The following is a 14,627-nucleotide window of genomic DNA, read 5'->3' as shown; positions in this document are numbered from 1 at the left end:
GATACTCGCTCCGGACAGCCTAGGGAATCGAGAGCGTTGCCGGACATTGCGAGCAGGGAACAGTTCGATGTCAAGCGCGCCGCCTTTGCCGCGACCATCGGCAACATGCTGGAGTTCTACGACTTCATCACCTACAGCTTCTTTGCGACCGAGATCGGCCGCACCTTCTTCCCCGCGCATAGCGAATACGGCAGCCTCATGCTGTCGCTTGCGACCTTCGGTGCCGGCTTCCTGACACGGCCGATCGGCGGCATCGTGCTCGGCATCTTCTCCGATCGGGTCGGCCGGCGGCCGGCGATGTTGCTGAGCTTTGCGCTGATGGGTGGAGCGATCCTGACCATCGCGCTGACGCCGTCCTATGCCGCGATCGGCGTCGTGGCGCCGATCATCGTGATCCTGGCGCGGATGGTGCAAGGGTTCGCGCTCGGCGGCGAAGTCGGACCGACCACGGCCTATCTCATCGAGATCGCGGCACCCAGGAATCGCGGCCTGGTGGTGGCATGGCAGCCCGCCAGCCAGGAGGTCGCAGCGACCGTCGGCGCCCTCGTCGGTGTCATCCTGAGCAGCACGATGGCGCCTGACATGCTCCAGGCGTATGGATGGCGCGTCGCGTTCCTGCTCGGGGCGGTGTGCCTGCCGTTCGGCATATGGATGCGCCGCACGCTGCCTGAAACGGTCCCTCACGGCGAGCGCGCTGTCGCAAGCGTCGAGCGCTCGAACCACGTCATGCTGGCGCGCCGGCACCTTCGCGTGATCATGCTGGCCGTGATGATCCTGGCCAGCGGCACGATCTCGACCTACGTGACGCAGTACATGACGACCTATGCCAAGAATACGCTGCATGTGTCGCCCTCTCTGGCATTCACCGTCTCGCTGGTGAGCAACGGACTCCAGATCATCGGCGCGGTACTGGGCGGCTGGCTTGCCGACCGGCTCGGACGCAAGCCGATCATGATCTGGCCGCAACTGGTCGTGCTGGTGCTGACCTATCCGGCCTTCCTGTGGATCGTCCGGGACCCCGGCGCGTGGTCGCTGCTGTTCGGCTTCGGCATCCTGTCATTCATCGGATCGCTGCCGTTCACGGCGTTCTATGCGGCCTTCACCGAAGCGCTGCCGCAGAATATTCGCGGCGGCGTGTTCGCCACGATCTACGCGGTCGCGATCGCGACCTTCGGCGGCACCGCGCAACTCGTGGTCACGTGGCTGCTTCATGTGACGGGAGATCCACTGGCGCCGTCCTGGTATCTGCTGCTCGCGGCGGCGGTCGGTATCGTGGCGATGAGCCTGATGCCCGAGACTGCGCCGGTGAAGATAGGCGAGAAGTAACCGCTGAGCTCAGGCTCAGTCCATGTTGCGAAAGGCGTGGCCGTTGGCCTCGATCTCCTTCACGAGCTGCGGCGGCAGGTTGGCTTGCGCCGAGGTGTGCCGTCGAACACCCAGTCCTTGGCATCCGCCAGATCGGGGAGACCCGCACCCTTGCGGACATAAATGCCGACCGACGGCTTCTTCGGGTTGATGTAGAGATCGTAGTCCATTGCGCGCCTCCTCTCCGTTGAAGTTCAACGGAAGCTCCGGCACAGATTGGCCGGAGGCTTCCTGGAAGAGCCAACGCCGGCGGGTCTAGGCGGGTTTCTTCGCCTCCGGCGCAAGCACCACCGACGCTTCGCTGGTCAGCATCAGGAAGGTGATGGTCTCCTGGAAATACAGCTGGACCGAGGTCGCCGAGTGGCTGAGATAGCCGATCGAAAGGTCCTGGCCGATCGAGAGCTGGAAGTCGCCGCCGCGGGTGGTGAGCAGGACGCCGCCCTCGATCGCAGGCGCCCAGATGATCTTGCCGTCGATCAGGCGCTGGATGTGCTGCAGCACGGGGTAGCCGTCGTCGGTCGCACCGCCGATCGCAGTATAGGGCTCGGTGCCGAGCAGGAGCGTATAGGGACCGTTGACGCCGGCGAGCCGCAACTGGCTGACCGCTTGCGCGACCACGGCGGGATAGTTCTTGATGCTCGACGGCAGCTTCAGCACCGGGTTGCTGGTGCCCTGACGGATGCCCTGAATGCCGGCGGCCGTGTAGCCATCGAACACTGCGCGATCCTCGGCGAAGGCGATCTTTCGCGCGGCCTCCTTGAGCGGATCCCAGTCGGAATCATTGGAGCCGCGTTCGACGTCGTCGATCGCCTGCCGCGATAGCTCGAACGGCACGCGCAGCTCGACCAGCGCGCGCACGTCACGCTGCGTCGCCTCGACGCCGTCGCCGGGCGTCGCAATTTTCTTGAGATGGCCGGTGCCGACCGCGGAGAAGTCCGTGCCCTTCGGACCATCGACGTCGACAACACGGCGCGCCGCCAGATGGCGCTTCAACGTCCGCGAGGCTTCCTCTTCGATCTGGGCCCATGCCGCGTCTGAGATGGGGGCTAGTCCCCGATGAAGATTATTCATGTCCAGCCTCTCCTTTGAGTGAGCCGATCCCGAGCGAGCCGTCGGACGGCGGTATTCTTGGTGCAGGTGGCTCGTCAGCCCCGGCGTCATCCAGCGACGGCTCGGCGGGCGCGGCCGCTGGTGCCTCGCTGGTGACTTCCTCCAGGAAGGTGGCCGACGGGATGAAGAACAATGTGCCGGTCACGGCGCGGCTGAAGTCGAGCAGGCGGTCGTAATTGCCCGGCGGCTTGCCGACGAACATGTTCTCCAGCATCTGCTCGATCCGGTGCGGGGACTTGGCATAGCCGATGAAATAGGTGCCGAACTCGTCCTTGCTGATGTTGCCGAACGGCATGTTGTCGCGGACGATATCGAGCTCCTCGCCGTTCTCGACGATCGTCGTCAGGGCGTTGTGCGCGTAGCTCGGCTTCACCGCATCGTCGAGCTCGATGTCGGACAATTTGGTGCGGCCGATGATCTTCTCCTGCATCTCGACCGGCAGCTCGTTCCACTTCTTCAGATCGTGCAGGTATTTTTGTACGATCACATAGCTGCCGCCGGCGAAGGCCGCGTCCTCGTCGCCGATGATCGTGGCCTCAGTCGCCGCCTGGTCCTCCGGATTCTCCGTGCCGTCGACGAAGCCGAGCAGGTCGCGCTCGTCGAAATATTTGAAGCCATGCACCTCGTCCGAGGTGGCAACCGCATCGCCGAGCCGCGACATGATCTGTGTCGCGAGCTCGAAGCACAGGTCCATCGGCACGGCGCGGATGTGAAACAGCAGGTCGCCCGGTGTGGCGACGGCGTGGTGGACGCCGTTGATCTCGCGGAACGGATGCAGACCTTGCGGCTTCGGCGCACCGAACAGCCGGTCCCACGCATCCGAGCCGATGCCCATGACGCAGGACAGCCGGCCCTCGAGATCGCGGAAGCCGACCGCGCGCACCAGCGCAGCCAGATCGGCACACAGCGACCGTACCACAGTATCATATTCCGGATTGGGCTTGATCGTGACCGCAAGGAAGATGGCCGCGCGCGTCAGCTTCGCAGCGACCGGTTGCGGAACGGCTGATGGCACGCATCTCTCCTTAACTAACGGCACTTCCACGACGACAAAAAGACGGGCCGGACGCCGGATTGACGTCCAGATACGGGGGAGAGGAGCATGCCATCGGAGCCTTTACAAGAGCCCGGATTGCTAGGCTTCCGCGGACGGACCAACCGGCTTTCCGGACTGCTCCTCCTCGAGGGTCACCGCAATGGCGGCGTTGGCGGAGAGCCGCACCTTGGAGCCTTCGACACCGGCAACGAAGCCGAGCTCGATATAGTGGTGATGGCCCTTGTGGAAGCCGTCGCTTTCGCTCTTCTTGAGCTTGATGCGGTTGCCTTCGACGTGATCGACGGTGCCGACATGCACGCCGTCGGCGCCGATGATCTCCATGTTGTCCTTGATGCTCTGCTGCGTCATGGCGCTCTCCCTGGTTGCAGGTCGGCTTGTATATTCAGCTTGCATATGATGCGCGCAGACGACGCGGCGATGACGGCGCGTCGCTGGCGATCCGGGGCTTCTCTCACACCGGTTCGAATTCGTCCGCGGCGGCGTTCTCGGGCTTCTTGCCGTTGAAGGTGAGGCCGGCCTTGGTGGCGGAGAGCTTCACCCGCGAGCCGTCGCGCACGTCGCCGGCGAGGATCATCTCCGCGAGCGGGTCCTGCACGCTGCGCTGGATCACCCGTTTCAGCGGACGGGCGCCATAGGCCGGATCCCAGCCCTTCTCTGCGAGCCAGTCGCGTGCCTTCGGATCGAGCTCGAGCTCGATCTTGCGATCCTCGAGCAGCTTGCGCAGGCGTGAGAATTGAATCTCGACGATGCGGCCCATGTCGCTCTTCTGCAGCCGGTGGAACAGGATGATCTCATCGATGCGGTTGAGGAATTCGGGGCGGAAGTGCGCCCGCACCATGTTCATCACCTGCTCGCGCACCGCACTCGTGCTCTGGCCCTCCGGCTGGTTGACGAGGTACTCGGCGCCGATATTCGAGGTCATGATGATCAGCGTGTTGCGGAAATCGACGGTGCGGCCCTGGCCATCGGTGAGGCGGCCGTCATCGAGCACCTGTAGTAGCACGTTGAACACGTCAGGGTGCGCTTTCTCGATCTCGTCGAACAGCACGACCTGGTAAGGCCGCCGCCGAACGGCCTCTGTCAGTGCGCCACCCTCGTCATAGCCGACGTAGCCGGGCGGCGCGCCGATCAGCCGCGAGACCGAGTGCTTCTCCATGTATTCGGACATGTCGAGCCGGACCATCGCGGTCTCGTCGTCGAACAGATATTCGGCAAGTGCTTTTGCGAGCTCGGTCTTGCCGACGCCGGTCGGACCTAAGAACATGAACGAGCCGATCGGCCGGTTCGGATCCTGCAGGCCGGCGCGGGCGCGGCGCACCGCGGTCGACACCGCACGCACGGCCTCGGCCTGGCCGACGACGCGCTTGCCGATCATCTCCTCCATGCGCAGCAGCTTGTCCTTCTCGCCTTCGAGCATCTTGTCGACCGGCACGCCGGTCCAGCGCGACACGACCTGCGCGATGTTGTCGGCGGTCACGGTCTCGCTGGCGGAGGAGGTCTCGCTGGCCTCGACGGCAGCGAGTTTTTTCTCGAGCTCCGGAATGCGGCCGTAGGCCAGCTCGCCCGCCTTCTGGAATTCGCCCTTGCGCTGCGCGTTGGCAAGCTCGGTGCGCAACTGCTCAAGCTCGCCCTTCATCTTCTGCGCGTCGGAGAGCTTGCTCTTCTCCGACCGCCATTTCGACGTCATGTCCGCCGACTTCTTCTCGAGATCCACGAGATCCTTCTCGAGGGTTTGCAGACGGCTCTTGGAGCCGAGATCGGTCTCCTTCTTCAGTGCCTCCTGCTCGATCTTGAGGCGGATGATCTCGCGGTCGAGCGAGTCGAGTTCCTCAGGCTTGGAATCGACCTGCATCTTCAGCCGCGCCGCGGCTTCGTCCATCAGGTCGATGGCCTTGTCGGGCAGGAAACGGTCGGTGATGTAGCGGTTCGACAGCGTGGCGGCGGCGACCAGCGCCGAATCCGCGATGCGCACGCCGTGATGTTGCTCGTATTTGTCCTTGAGGCCGCGCAGGATCGAGATGGTGTCCTCGACCGTCGGTTCGGAGACGAACACCGGCTGGAACCGGCGGGCCAGCGCCGCGTCCTTCTCGACATGCTTGCGGTATTCGTCGAGCGTGGTGGCGCCGATGCAGTGCAGCTCGCCGCGGGCGAGCGCGGGTTTCAGAAGGTTCGATGCGTCCATCGCGCCGTCGCCCTTGCCGGCGCCGATCAGCGTGTGCATCTCGTCGATGAACAGGATGATGCCGCCTTCCGCCGACGTCACCTCCTGCAGCACCGCCTTGAGCCGTTCCTCGAACTCGCCGCGATACTTTGCGCCGGCAATCAGGGCGCCGAGATCGAGCGCGAGCAGCGCCTTGTCTTGCAGGCTGTCCGGCACGTCGCCATTGACGATGCGCAACGCAAGGCCCTCGACAATCGCGGTCTTGCCGACACCGGGCTCGCCGATCAGGACGGGATTGTTCTTGGTGCGCCGTGACAGAACTTGAATCGTGCGCCGGATCTCCTCGTCGCGGCCGATCACCGGATCGAGCTTGCCGTCGCGCGCGGCCTGGGTGAGATCGCGAGCGTATTTCTTCAGCGCGTCATAGGCATTCTCGGCCGACGCGCTGTCGGCGGTGCGGCCCTTGCGCAGCGCATTGATCGCCGCGTTCAGGTTCTGCGGACTGACGCCGCCCTTGGCGAGCAGCTTGCCGGCCTCGCTGTCCTTGTCGGCTGCCAGCGCCTGCAGCAGGCGTTCGACCGAGACAAAGCTGTCGCCGGCCTTGTCGGCGGCCTGTTCCGCCGCGGCGAAGGCGCGCGCGGTCTCGGGCGCGAGGTAAATCTGTCCGGAGCCGGCGCCGCTGACCTTCGGCACCTTCGCCAGCGCGTCTTCGGTCGCCTTGAGGATCGCGCGCGAGTTGCTGCCGGCCCGGTCGATCAGGCCGGCTGCGAGGCCTTCACTGTCGTCGAGCAGCACCTTCAGGATGTGGAGCGTCGAGAACTGCTGGTGTCCTTCGCGCGTCGCGAGCGATTGTGCCGACTGAATGAAGCCGCGGACGCGATCGGTATATCTTTCAATGTTCATCGTGGCACCTCAAGGCAGCACAGGCTCGTCGAGATCCGGTATGCCATGCATTGCCGCCGGCGACAGATGGCGGAACGATGACATCCATCATGCGACAGGCGTCCAATCGTGCCGGGCGGAGAACCGCGGGCCTGACGCTGCCGTAGCTCGTATCGTGTGATCGTTTCAGGGGAGTGTCAATCGCGGAGCGTGGCCGCCGGCATACCGCTTTTGAGGTGTTGCGACTGCCGGTGTTCGCTTCTGGCACTGATCCGGAGGCACTGTTACGGACGCACCGACAAATCGGGGTCCGGCATCGCGCCGATGGCGGCTCGGCTGATCGTGATGCTTGCGGAATGAGCGGCGCGACGAACCCGGATGGTTGCAATCGTGCGCGAGCGGAAGTCATGTTCGCGATTTCAGTAACTGTCATCTCGCACCTCGCGGAATGCACGCGATGATGCAGACGTGCCTCGCGCGCTGTTCCACTGCATCGCGCGATCATGAGTCACTGCACACTCTGAACCGTCGATGAATAGCTGTGTGATGCGTTTGGCGCTGTTTCAGGTTGATGTAAGGTCAAGGCGCTAGCGATGAAGTGTGTCGGTGCGTTGCCGATGCACGGAACTTTTGTTCCGGTTCTCACGTTGAATGTGCTCATCGAAGAGGCTCCCCCAATGATCACTCGTCTTCTTTCGACCGCGTCGTGCGCTGCGATTGCCACGGCGCTGTTCACTGCGACCGCCGTGCCGGCAATCGCGCAGGATGCGGCATGCGCGCCGGTCTCTGCCGTCGATACCGCGCCGCCGCCGTTGCCGACCTACGATCAGCCGCCGGTGCCGGGGCCCCCCCCGCCCCCCCGGTTACATGTGGTCGCCGGGCAATTGGTCGTGGGACGAGGATCGCGGCGATTACTACTGGGTGCCGGGCACCTGGGTGCAGCCGCCACGGGTCGGGCTGCTGTGGACCCCCGGTTACTGGGGCGCGTTCGGCGGCGGCTTCATTTTCCATCAGGGCTATTGGGGTGATCGCGTCGGCTTCTACGGCGGCATCAATTACGGCTTCGGCTACGGCGGTTCAGGCTATGAAGGCGGCCGTTGGGATCACGGCAACTTCTTCTACAATCGTACCGTGAACAATCTTCAGGGCGCGCGGATCACCAACGTCTACGAGAAGAACGTCACGATCAACCAGACCACCGTCAACAACGTCAGCTACAATGGCGGCCGCGGCGGCATCGAGGTGCGACCGACTCCCGCCGAACGTGCGGTCGCCAAGGAGCAGCATTTCGCGGCGACGCCGTTGCAACGCAAGCAGGTCGAGACCGCAAGCCAGGATCCAAGCCTGTTCAGGCGGACCAACAATGGCGTGCCCGTCGTCGCCGCGACCGCGCGTCCCGGCGAACTGAAGGGACCGGGCGTGGTTCGCGCGCGCCCGGCCGGCGAGGCGGTGCCTGCCACCGCCGCAAAGCCGGCGCCCGGGGAGCCGGCGCGGCCGGGGTCTCCGGCTGCACCTGCGCGTGCGACGGCCAATGCACCGGCTGCCTCTCACGCGCTGCCGGTCCCGGGGAAGGAAGCCCCCGCGGCGCATCCGACCGCTCAGGAGAACAAGCCTGCGGTCGAGGAGAAGCACGCAGCGCCGGCGCCCGAGACGAAGGTCGAGCCGCATCCTGCTGCACCGGCGGCTGCGGGATCTCACGCGCTTCCGGTCCCCGAGAAGGGGATTGCGGCGCATCCGCCCGCCGAGGTGAGCAGGCCTGCGGTCGAGGAAAAGCGCGCGGCGCCCGCCGCCGAGCCGAAGGTTGAACCGCGGCCTGCAACGGAAGCGGCGCGTCCTGCCGCACCGCAGAGGCGGCCTGAAGAGGTGCGCAAGGAGGAGCCGCGGCCCGAGCCTGCCGCGAAGCCCGTCGCGCGGCCGGAGCAGGCAGCACGGCCCGAACCACGACCGGAGCCTGCGGCAAGGCCGGAAGCGCGGCCGGAGACCATGGCGCGCCCTGAGGCGCATCCGCAGCCGGCGCCACGGCCGGAGCCGCACGTTCAGGCCGCGCCGCACGTTCAGGCGCCGCCGCATGCTGCGCCTGCCGCAGGTCACCCCGCAGAGGAGAAGCGGCAGGAGCAGCGCTAAGGTACAGTCGCGCTCCGCCGGCTCGTTCCGGCGGAGCGCGCACTCTCTTCCATCCGCGCGCAAGCGATCATCACTGGAGGTCGGTCATGGCACAGAGTCACGGTGGCAGCGGACAGCTTGACGACGGCAAGCCGCGCCTCAGCGAGGACGACATGCAGCGAGCCCTGCTCGGTCCGAGGGGCGTGCCGGGCAAGCCGGATACCGCCAGGATGACGCCGCAACAGAAAAAGAACATCATGCCGAACTATCTCGATCCCGGACATACCTCGTAGCGCCCGCGATCTGAGCGCGTGCTGCGCCGCCCATTGCCGGGCGGCGCGCGGGCGCACTTGCAAATCGCCTGCTTTTGCGCCCTCATGATTGCAGGTGCACTCACGGTGTTGCGGAGCAGGTTGTGAGAAATCCGTACGAGGTTCTAGGCGTTGCCCCGACGGCGTCCTCGGCCGATATCCAGAAGGCCTATCGAAAGCTGGCGAAGAAGCTGCATCCGGATCTCAATCCGGGTGACAAGGCGGCCGAAGAAAAGTTCAAGGAAGTCGCCGCGGCGAACGATCTGCTCTCAGATGCCGACAAGCGCAAGCGCTTCGACGCCGGCGAGATCGACGCTGATGGCACCGAGCGGCCACAGCATCGCTACTATCGGGATTTCGCCACCGCGGATGGGGGGCATCCCTATGCCGATAGTTCGGGCTATGCCGACTATATGGACCAGGACGACGCGTTCGCCGAGCTGCTGCGGCGCACAGAGCAGGCGCGGGCGAATCGGCGCGGCCGCGATCTGCACTACAGCCTCGTGATCGATTTCGCCGAATCGATCGCCGGCGCGAGCAAGCGCCTGGCGCTTCCCGATGGCGGCTCGCTCGATGTGACGATCCCGCCGGGACTGATCGACGGCCAGGTCATTCGTCTGCGCGGCAAGGGCATGCCCGGCAGCGGCAAGGGCGGCCCTGGCGACGCGCTGATCGAAGTGGAGATCAGGCCCGATCCGCGCTTTACCCGCGAGGGCGACGACATCTCGCTGGAACTGCCGATCTCCTTGTCGGAGGCGGTGCTCGGCGGCAAGGTCAACGTTCCGACGCCGACCGGCGCGGTCACCATGACGGTTCCGAAAGGCTCGAACACCGGCACGACGCTGCGGTTGCGCAGAAAGGGCGCGCCCAAGGTCGGCGGTGGTCATGGCGATGAGTTCGTCAAGCTCAAGGTGGTCCTGCCCAAGGGGCCCGATCCCGCGCTCGAGGCGTTCGTGTCGAACTGGGATCGCAAGGGATTCAATCCACGCGATGATGGTGCATCATGAACAAGCAGCAGTTCCTGATCGATGCGGGTCTGGAGGTGCAGACCCTGGAGTTCTGGATCGAGCAGCAATGGCTCGTTCCGGACGAGACCACGCACGAGATCAGCTTTTCCGACACCGACGTGGCACGCGCGCACCTGATCCGGGATCTGAAAGGTGATTTCGGCGTCAACGATGAAGGGATCGACGTCATCCTCCATCTGGTCGACCAGCTGCATGGCTTGCGCCGTGCGTTCGAAGAGTTGCACAAGGATATCGCGTCATCGCCGCGCTAAAGCGCGATGAGATTAGGTTGAATCGTCATCGCGCATTAGCTCTTTGTTTGAGCATGATCTTGTCGGAAAACCGCTTCGCACTTTTCCGGATCATGCCTTAGCCGCCTCGCTTGCGGCGAACCTCAGTCCCGGGAGACGATCATGACGGACAAGCCGACGCCGCTGGCCCATGGCGAGATCGACGTGCTGATTTTGCAGGCGCTGGTGCGCAAGCTGATCGCAAAGGGCGTGCTGACGCCGGACGACGTCCGCGCGATGCTGTTCGAGGCCGCGAAAAATCTCGACCTTGTCGGCAGCGAGCTGACGACGGAAGCCGCCAACATCATCGTGCAGGAAGATCTGGCGCCGGCATTCCTCGGCGGTTGATTTCGTCAGGTCTGGCCGCTGCGGTTGGAGACCAGCCGGAATTGCGTGATCTGGTCGGCATTGCCGGCAAGATAGGACTGCGCGTCGCGTACCAAACGCTCGATCGCCGCGGCGTCATAGCTCGGATGACGGGTGTTCAGATGCAGATCGGTCTCAATCTGCATCACATTGGTCGTGGCATCGGCGCCGATCTCGATCGAGAACGACACCAATGAAACGTGCGGGCTCTTGAACGCCATGTCTGATCTCCTTTCGTCGCGCAGTCGACGCCGTTACCTCAGGCTGCGGAATCTTCCCTTGCGCTCGCACCATTTTGCGTGACCGCACCAGAGTGTCTGCGATCGAGCTCCTCGATCATGCCGCGGGCGATCTCGCGCTCGCCCATGATCACGATGTCGGCTCCGAGGCCCTTCAGATGATCGACCTCGGCGTCGGAATGGGCGCGCGCGATGATCCGGATATCGGCATTGGCGGCGCGCGCCTGCTCGACGATCTGTCCGGCCTCGAACGCTTCGGGAATCGCGATGACCAGCGATCGCGCGCCGGCCGGATTGGTCGCGCGCAGCACGCTGGCGCGCGCGGCGTTGCCCATCAGGGCTTCGATGCCGCGCTGCTTGAGGTTTGCGACCATGTCGTCGGACGCCTCGACCGCGAGGAACGGCGCGTTGCGCCGATGCAGGGCATCGCCGACGATGCTGCCGACCCGGCCGTAGCCGACCAGGATGGTGTGATCCTGCAAGTCGGTGACCGGGATCGTTTCGGAGGTTGCGGCGGTCGGCGAGGCGGCCTGCGGTTTCTCGAGCCGCGAGGTCAGCCAGTCGACGACCGCGAACACCAGCGGGTTGAGCATGATCGAGAAGATCGCGCCGGCCAGGATCAGGTCGCGGCCGGCCTTCGGCAGCAGATTGAGCGCAACGCCGAGCTCCGCCAGGATGAAGGAGAATTCGCCGATCTGGGCGAGGCTCGCCGAGATCATCAGGGCGGTCGCCATCGGGTGACGGAACAGCACGACGATCAAGAGCGCTGCAAGCGACTTGCCGACCACGATGACGAACAGCGTCGCGACGAACGGCCAGGGTTCGCGCACTACGCTGAGCGGATCGAACAGCATGCCGACCGAGACGAAGAACAGCACCGCGAATGCGTCGCGCAGCGGCAGGGTTTCCTGGGCGGCGCGCTGGCTCAGCGGCGATTCCCGCAGCATCATCCCGGCGAAGAAGGCGCCGAGCGCGAGCGACACCCCGAACAGCTTGGTCGCGCCGAACGCGATGCAGAGCGCGATCGCGAGCACGGCCAGCCGGAACAGCTCGCGCGAGCCGGTATGCGCGATGTAGTGCAGGGCCCACGGGATCAGCCGCCGTCCGACCACCAGCATCAGCGCGATGAACACGGCGATCTTGATCAGCGTCAGCGCAAGCACGCCGGTCAGCCCGAGGCCGAAGCGGGCGGCGAGCGGGTCGGAGGTGAGTGCCGCGCCATCGCCGCCCTGGAAGCTCGCCACCGCCGGGAACAGCACCAGCGCGAGTACCATGGCGAGGTCCTCGACAATCAGCCAGCCCACCGCGATCTTGCCGCGTTCGGTGTCCATCAGGCGGCGCTCCTGCAGCGCGCGCAACAGCACGACGGTACTTGCGACCGACAATGCGAGCCCGAACACCAGGCCGGCGCCGACGGTCCAGCCCATCACCAGCGCGAGGCCGAGGCCCAACAGCGTGGCGACCGCAATCTGCGCAATCGCACCGGGCACCGCGATCGCGCGCACCGACAGCAGATCGTTCAGCGAGAAATGCAGCCCGACGCCGAACATCAGGAGGATGATACCGAGCTCCGCGAGTTCGGTTGCCAGCGCCTGATCGGCGACGAAGCCGGGCGTGAACGGACCCACGGCGACGCCCGCGATGAGATAACCGACCAGTGGCGGAACCCGAAAGCGCTGGGCGATGGTTCCGAAGACGAAGGCGAGTCCAAGGCCGGCGACGACGGTCGCGATCAAAGGTGTGTCATGCGGCATTTCGCCTTGTCGCACAGCATGGTTGGCGGTGCACCGCGACCATTTGAGGCGCGGCATTCCGCGCGTCGAACCGTGATCTATTGCTCATCGCGTGAGCATATGATCTCATGTCGGAATGGATCCGCGGCTGCCCAAGACCGATCTGGTCATCTTCGACTGCGACGGCGTGCTCGTCGACAGCGAGGAGTTGAGCTGCCGCTGCCTCGCCGAGGCGATGGCGAAGGCCGGCATCGAGATGACCACCGAGCGGGCGCTCGAACTCTTCCTCGGGCGCAGCACCACGGCCCTGGTCGACTATTGCCGGGGCGTGGGCAAACCGTTGCCTGCGACTTTCCTGCCCGAATTGGCGCACCAGGTGCGCGAGACCTTCCGCGCGCAGCTCAAGCCGATCGCGGGCACCGCCGCCGTGCTCGCGGAATTGCGGCTGCCGTATTGTGTCGCTTCATCGAGCGATCTTGACCGCGTGAGGTTCTCGCTGGAGCTGACTGGCCTTGCGGCCAGCTTCGGACAGCGGCTCTACACCGCGCAGATGGTCGAGCATGGCAAGCCGGCGCCGGATCTGTTCCTGTTTGCCGCCGGCAGGATGGGAGCTGATCCGCGCCGCACGCTGGTCATCGAGGACAGCCTCAGCGGGGTGACGGCGGCAAGGGCCGCGGGCATGAAAGTGTGGGGATTTGTCGGCGGCGCCCACTATCGGCTGGCGGACGGCAGTGCTCTGCTGAAGCACGCCGGGGCGGATCGAATCTTCGCCGCGATGACGGATTTCTGGAACGAAGGCTGACGCACGATCATGGCTGCGCCCGACAACGAAAAGTCTCGCCTCGACGATGCGGCGCGCGCCGGCTGGCTGTATTTCATCGCGGGCCATACCCAGGACGAGATTGCAAAAATGCTGCAGGTGTCGCGCGCCTCGGCGCAGCGCCTGGTGTCGCTGTGTCTTGCGGAGCGGCTGATCACGTTTCGTCTCGAACACCCCATTGCCGCCTGCATGGAGCTCGCTTCCCGGCTGAAGGCGCGGTTCGATCTGGTGCATTGCGACGTCGTGCCATCAGACCCGGCGGCGCCGCTGTCGAATGCAGGGATCGCCGAACGCAGCGCCAATCTGCTGGAGCTGACGCTGCGCTCGGAGACGCCTGTCATCGTGGCGCTCGGCACCGGCCGCGCGGTGCGTGCCGCGGTTGAGCGGGTCTCGCCGATCGAGCGGCCCGATCATCAGATCGTCTCGCTGGTCGGCAACATCTCCGCCGACGGCTCGGCAAGCTTCTACGACACGGTCGGGCGGCTCGCCGACCGCACCGGCGCGCGGCATTACCCGATGCCGCTGCCGTTCCTGATGTCGAGCGAGGACGAGCGCAACCGCATGATCCGCATCGATCCGATCGCGCGGGTGAGGGCGGTCGCCGCCAAGGCCGATCTGCGCCTGATCGGCATCGGCCAGATGGACCAGAAGGCCCAGGTCCACGTCGACGGCTTCGTCACCCGCGAAGAATTGCTGGAGATGATGCGGCTTGGGGCGGTCGGCGAGGTGACCGGCTGGGCCTATGATGCCAAGGGCCGTCTGATCAAGGGTGGCACCAACAAGCGGCTGACCAGCATTCCGCCGCAGATCCCTGCGGTGTCGACCACGATTGCGGCGGCCGTCGGCGTCGCGAAGGTGCCGTCGATCAGGGCCGCGCTGGCGGGCCGGGTGATCAACGGTCTCATCACGGATGAGGCGACCGCACGCGCGGTTCTGGATCGCTAGAAGTCACGAGTCGGGTGCACTCCCTCTCCCGCTTGCGGGGGAGGGCTGGGGTGGGGGTCTGTCCTCGAGTACTGCGGAGAGCGCCTCCACCCGGATTGCATCGTCGATGCAATCCGACCTCCCCCGCAGGCGGGAGAGGTGAGCCTTCGATGCCGCTCCAGCTCAATCCAATTCGCCGTCAGTCGCTCCCTTCGCATCCGCGAAAACCACCATTCCAGGCTGTGTTGGAACCCGCAAT

The 14,627-nt window shown here is 65.2% G+C and carries 15 protein-coding genes; 8 read left to right on the top strand and 7 right to left on the bottom strand.

Annotation, left to right across the window (positions count from 1 at the left end; genetic code table 11):
* The first annotated feature begins 36 nt into the window (after positions 1-36).
* Positions 37-1,326 (top strand): MFS transporter, encoded by a 1,290-nt coding sequence (locus ACVWW1_RS22855; protein ID WP_456657513.1) that lies wholly within the window; start codon positions 37-39, stop codon positions 1,324-1,326.
* Between the two features lie 59 nt (positions 1,327-1,385).
* Here the strand turns inward: ACVWW1_RS22855 and ACVWW1_RS22850 are convergent, their stop codons facing one another.
* From ACVWW1_RS22850 to clpB, 5 genes are all read right to left on the bottom strand, one after another.
* Complete coding sequence (locus ACVWW1_RS22850) at positions 1,386-1,535, bottom strand: hypothetical protein (protein WP_456657512.1); 150 nt, start codon at positions 1,533-1,535, stop codon at positions 1,386-1,388.
* 85 nt (positions 1,536-1,620) lie between these two features.
* Positions 1,621-2,436 (bottom strand): family 1 encapsulin nanocompartment shell protein, encoded by an 816-nt coding sequence (locus ACVWW1_RS22845; protein WP_342709490.1) that lies wholly within the window; start codon positions 2,434-2,436, stop codon positions 1,621-1,623.
* On the bottom strand, positions 2,429-3,490 hold the full coding sequence (locus ACVWW1_RS22840) for a Dyp-type peroxidase (protein ID WP_456657511.1): 1,062 nt from the start codon (positions 3,488-3,490) through the stop codon (positions 2,429-2,431). Before ACVWW1_RS22840 ends, ACVWW1_RS22845 begins: the two co-directional genes overlap by 8 nt.
* Before the next feature lie 120 nt (positions 3,491-3,610).
* Positions 3,611-3,880, bottom strand: coding sequence for a DUF2171 domain-containing protein (locus ACVWW1_RS22835; protein ID WP_456657510.1), 270 nt, complete (start codon positions 3,878-3,880; stop codon positions 3,611-3,613).
* Positions 3,881-3,983: 103 nt separating this feature from the next.
* The gene (gene clpB, locus ACVWW1_RS22830) at positions 3,984-6,596 is read right to left on the bottom strand and encodes an ATP-dependent chaperone ClpB (protein ID WP_456657509.1); all 2,613 of its coding nucleotides are present in this window, start codon (positions 6,594-6,596) and stop codon (positions 3,984-3,986) included.
* An 846-nt stretch (positions 6,597-7,442) separates the two neighbouring features.
* Here clpB and ACVWW1_RS22825 point away from each other — a divergent pair.
* The 5 genes from ACVWW1_RS22825 to ACVWW1_RS22805 all read left to right on the top strand — a co-directional run bounded on the left by ACVWW1_RS22825 (position 7,443) and on the right by ACVWW1_RS22805 (position 10,634).
* Positions 7,443-8,699 (top strand): hypothetical protein, encoded by a 1,257-nt coding sequence (locus ACVWW1_RS22825; protein ID WP_456657508.1) that lies wholly within the window; start codon positions 7,443-7,445, stop codon positions 8,697-8,699.
* Between the two features lie 86 nt (positions 8,700-8,785).
* Entirely contained in the window at positions 8,786-8,971 is a 186-nt protein-coding gene (locus tag ACVWW1_RS22820; RefSeq protein WP_456657507.1) for a hypothetical protein, read from the top strand.
* 122 nt (positions 8,972-9,093) lie between these two features.
* Positions 9,094-9,996 (top strand): DnaJ C-terminal domain-containing protein, encoded by a 903-nt coding sequence (locus ACVWW1_RS22815; protein ID WP_456657506.1) that lies wholly within the window; start codon positions 9,094-9,096, stop codon positions 9,994-9,996.
* Complete coding sequence (locus ACVWW1_RS22810; RefSeq protein WP_176529426.1) at positions 9,993-10,268, top strand: chaperone modulator CbpM; 276 nt, start codon at positions 9,993-9,995, stop codon at positions 10,266-10,268. Before ACVWW1_RS22815 ends, ACVWW1_RS22810 begins: the two co-directional genes overlap by 4 nt.
* A gap of 141 nt (positions 10,269-10,409) precedes the next feature.
* Positions 10,410-10,634, top strand: coding sequence for a hypothetical protein (locus ACVWW1_RS22805; RefSeq protein ID WP_021081495.1), 225 nt, complete (start codon positions 10,410-10,412; stop codon positions 10,632-10,634).
* Positions 10,635-10,639: 5 nt separating this feature from the next.
* Here the strand turns inward: ACVWW1_RS22805 and ACVWW1_RS22800 are convergent, their stop codons facing one another.
* Both ACVWW1_RS22800 and ybaL read right to left on the bottom strand, forming a co-directional pair.
* A complete protein-coding gene (locus tag ACVWW1_RS22800; RefSeq protein ID WP_176529427.1) occupies positions 10,640-10,873 on the bottom strand; it encodes a hypothetical protein in 234 nt (77 codons plus the stop codon).
* A gap of 38 nt (positions 10,874-10,911) precedes the next feature.
* Positions 10,912-12,645 (bottom strand): YbaL family putative K(+) efflux transporter, encoded by a 1,734-nt coding sequence (ybaL, locus tag ACVWW1_RS22795; protein ID WP_456657505.1) that lies wholly within the window; start codon positions 12,643-12,645, stop codon positions 10,912-10,914.
* A 115-nt stretch (positions 12,646-12,760) separates the two neighbouring features.
* Here ybaL and ACVWW1_RS22790 point away from each other — a divergent pair, with 115 nt between their 5' ends.
* Together ACVWW1_RS22790 and ACVWW1_RS22785 are read left to right on the top strand one after the other, a co-directional pair.
* On the top strand, positions 12,761-13,426 hold the full coding sequence (locus ACVWW1_RS22790; RefSeq protein ID WP_456657504.1) for an HAD family hydrolase: 666 nt from the start codon (positions 12,761-12,763) through the stop codon (positions 13,424-13,426).
* A 9-nt stretch (positions 13,427-13,435) separates the two neighbouring features.
* The gene (locus ACVWW1_RS22785; protein WP_207832445.1) at positions 13,436-14,389 is read left to right on the top strand and encodes a sugar-binding transcriptional regulator; all 954 of its coding nucleotides are present in this window, start codon (positions 13,436-13,438) and stop codon (positions 14,387-14,389) included.
* Positions 14,390-14,627: the final 238 nt, after the last annotated feature.

It is taken from the genome of Bradyrhizobium sp. JR3.5 (genome assembly GCF_054057015.1).
This window is presented reverse-complemented; position numbering and strand designations above follow the sequence as displayed.

Coding starts and splice junctions, on each gene's coding strand:
- ACVWW1_RS22800 (WP_176529427.1), bottom strand. CDS start 10,873: ATGGCGTTCAAGAGCCCGCACGTTTCATTGGTGTCGTTCTCGATCGAG.
- ACVWW1_RS22810 (WP_176529426.1), top strand. CDS start 9,993: ATGAACAAGCAGCAGTTCCTGATCGATGCGGGTCTGGAGGTGCAGACC.
- ACVWW1_RS22805 (WP_021081495.1), top strand. CDS start 10,410: ATGACGGACAAGCCGACGCCGCTGGCCCATGGCGAGATCGACGTGCTG.
- clpB (WP_456657509.1), bottom strand. CDS start 6,596: ATGAACATTGAAAGATATACCGATCGCGTCCGCGGCTTCATTCAGTCG.
- ACVWW1_RS22850 (WP_456657512.1), bottom strand. CDS start 1,535: ATGGACTACGATCTCTACATCAACCCGAAGAAGCCGTCGGTCGGCATT.
- ACVWW1_RS22820 (WP_456657507.1), top strand. CDS start 8,786: ATGGCACAGAGTCACGGTGGCAGCGGACAGCTTGACGACGGCAAGCCG.
- ACVWW1_RS22825 (WP_456657508.1), top strand. CDS start 7,443: ATGTGGTCGCCGGGCAATTGGTCGTGGGACGAGGATCGCGGCGATTAC.
- ACVWW1_RS22785 (WP_207832445.1), top strand. CDS start 13,436: ATGGCTGCGCCCGACAACGAAAAGTCTCGCCTCGACGATGCGGCGCGC.
- ACVWW1_RS22790 (WP_456657504.1), top strand. CDS start 12,761: ATGGATCCGCGGCTGCCCAAGACCGATCTGGTCATCTTCGACTGCGAC.
- ACVWW1_RS22845 (WP_342709490.1), bottom strand. CDS start 2,436: ATGAATAATCTTCATCGGGGACTAGCCCCCATCTCAGACGCGGCATGG.
- ybaL (WP_456657505.1), bottom strand. CDS start 12,645: ATGCCGCATGACACACCTTTGATCGCGACCGTCGTCGCCGGCCTTGGA.
- ACVWW1_RS22835 (WP_456657510.1), bottom strand. CDS start 3,880: ATGACGCAGCAGAGCATCAAGGACAACATGGAGATCATCGGCGCCGAC.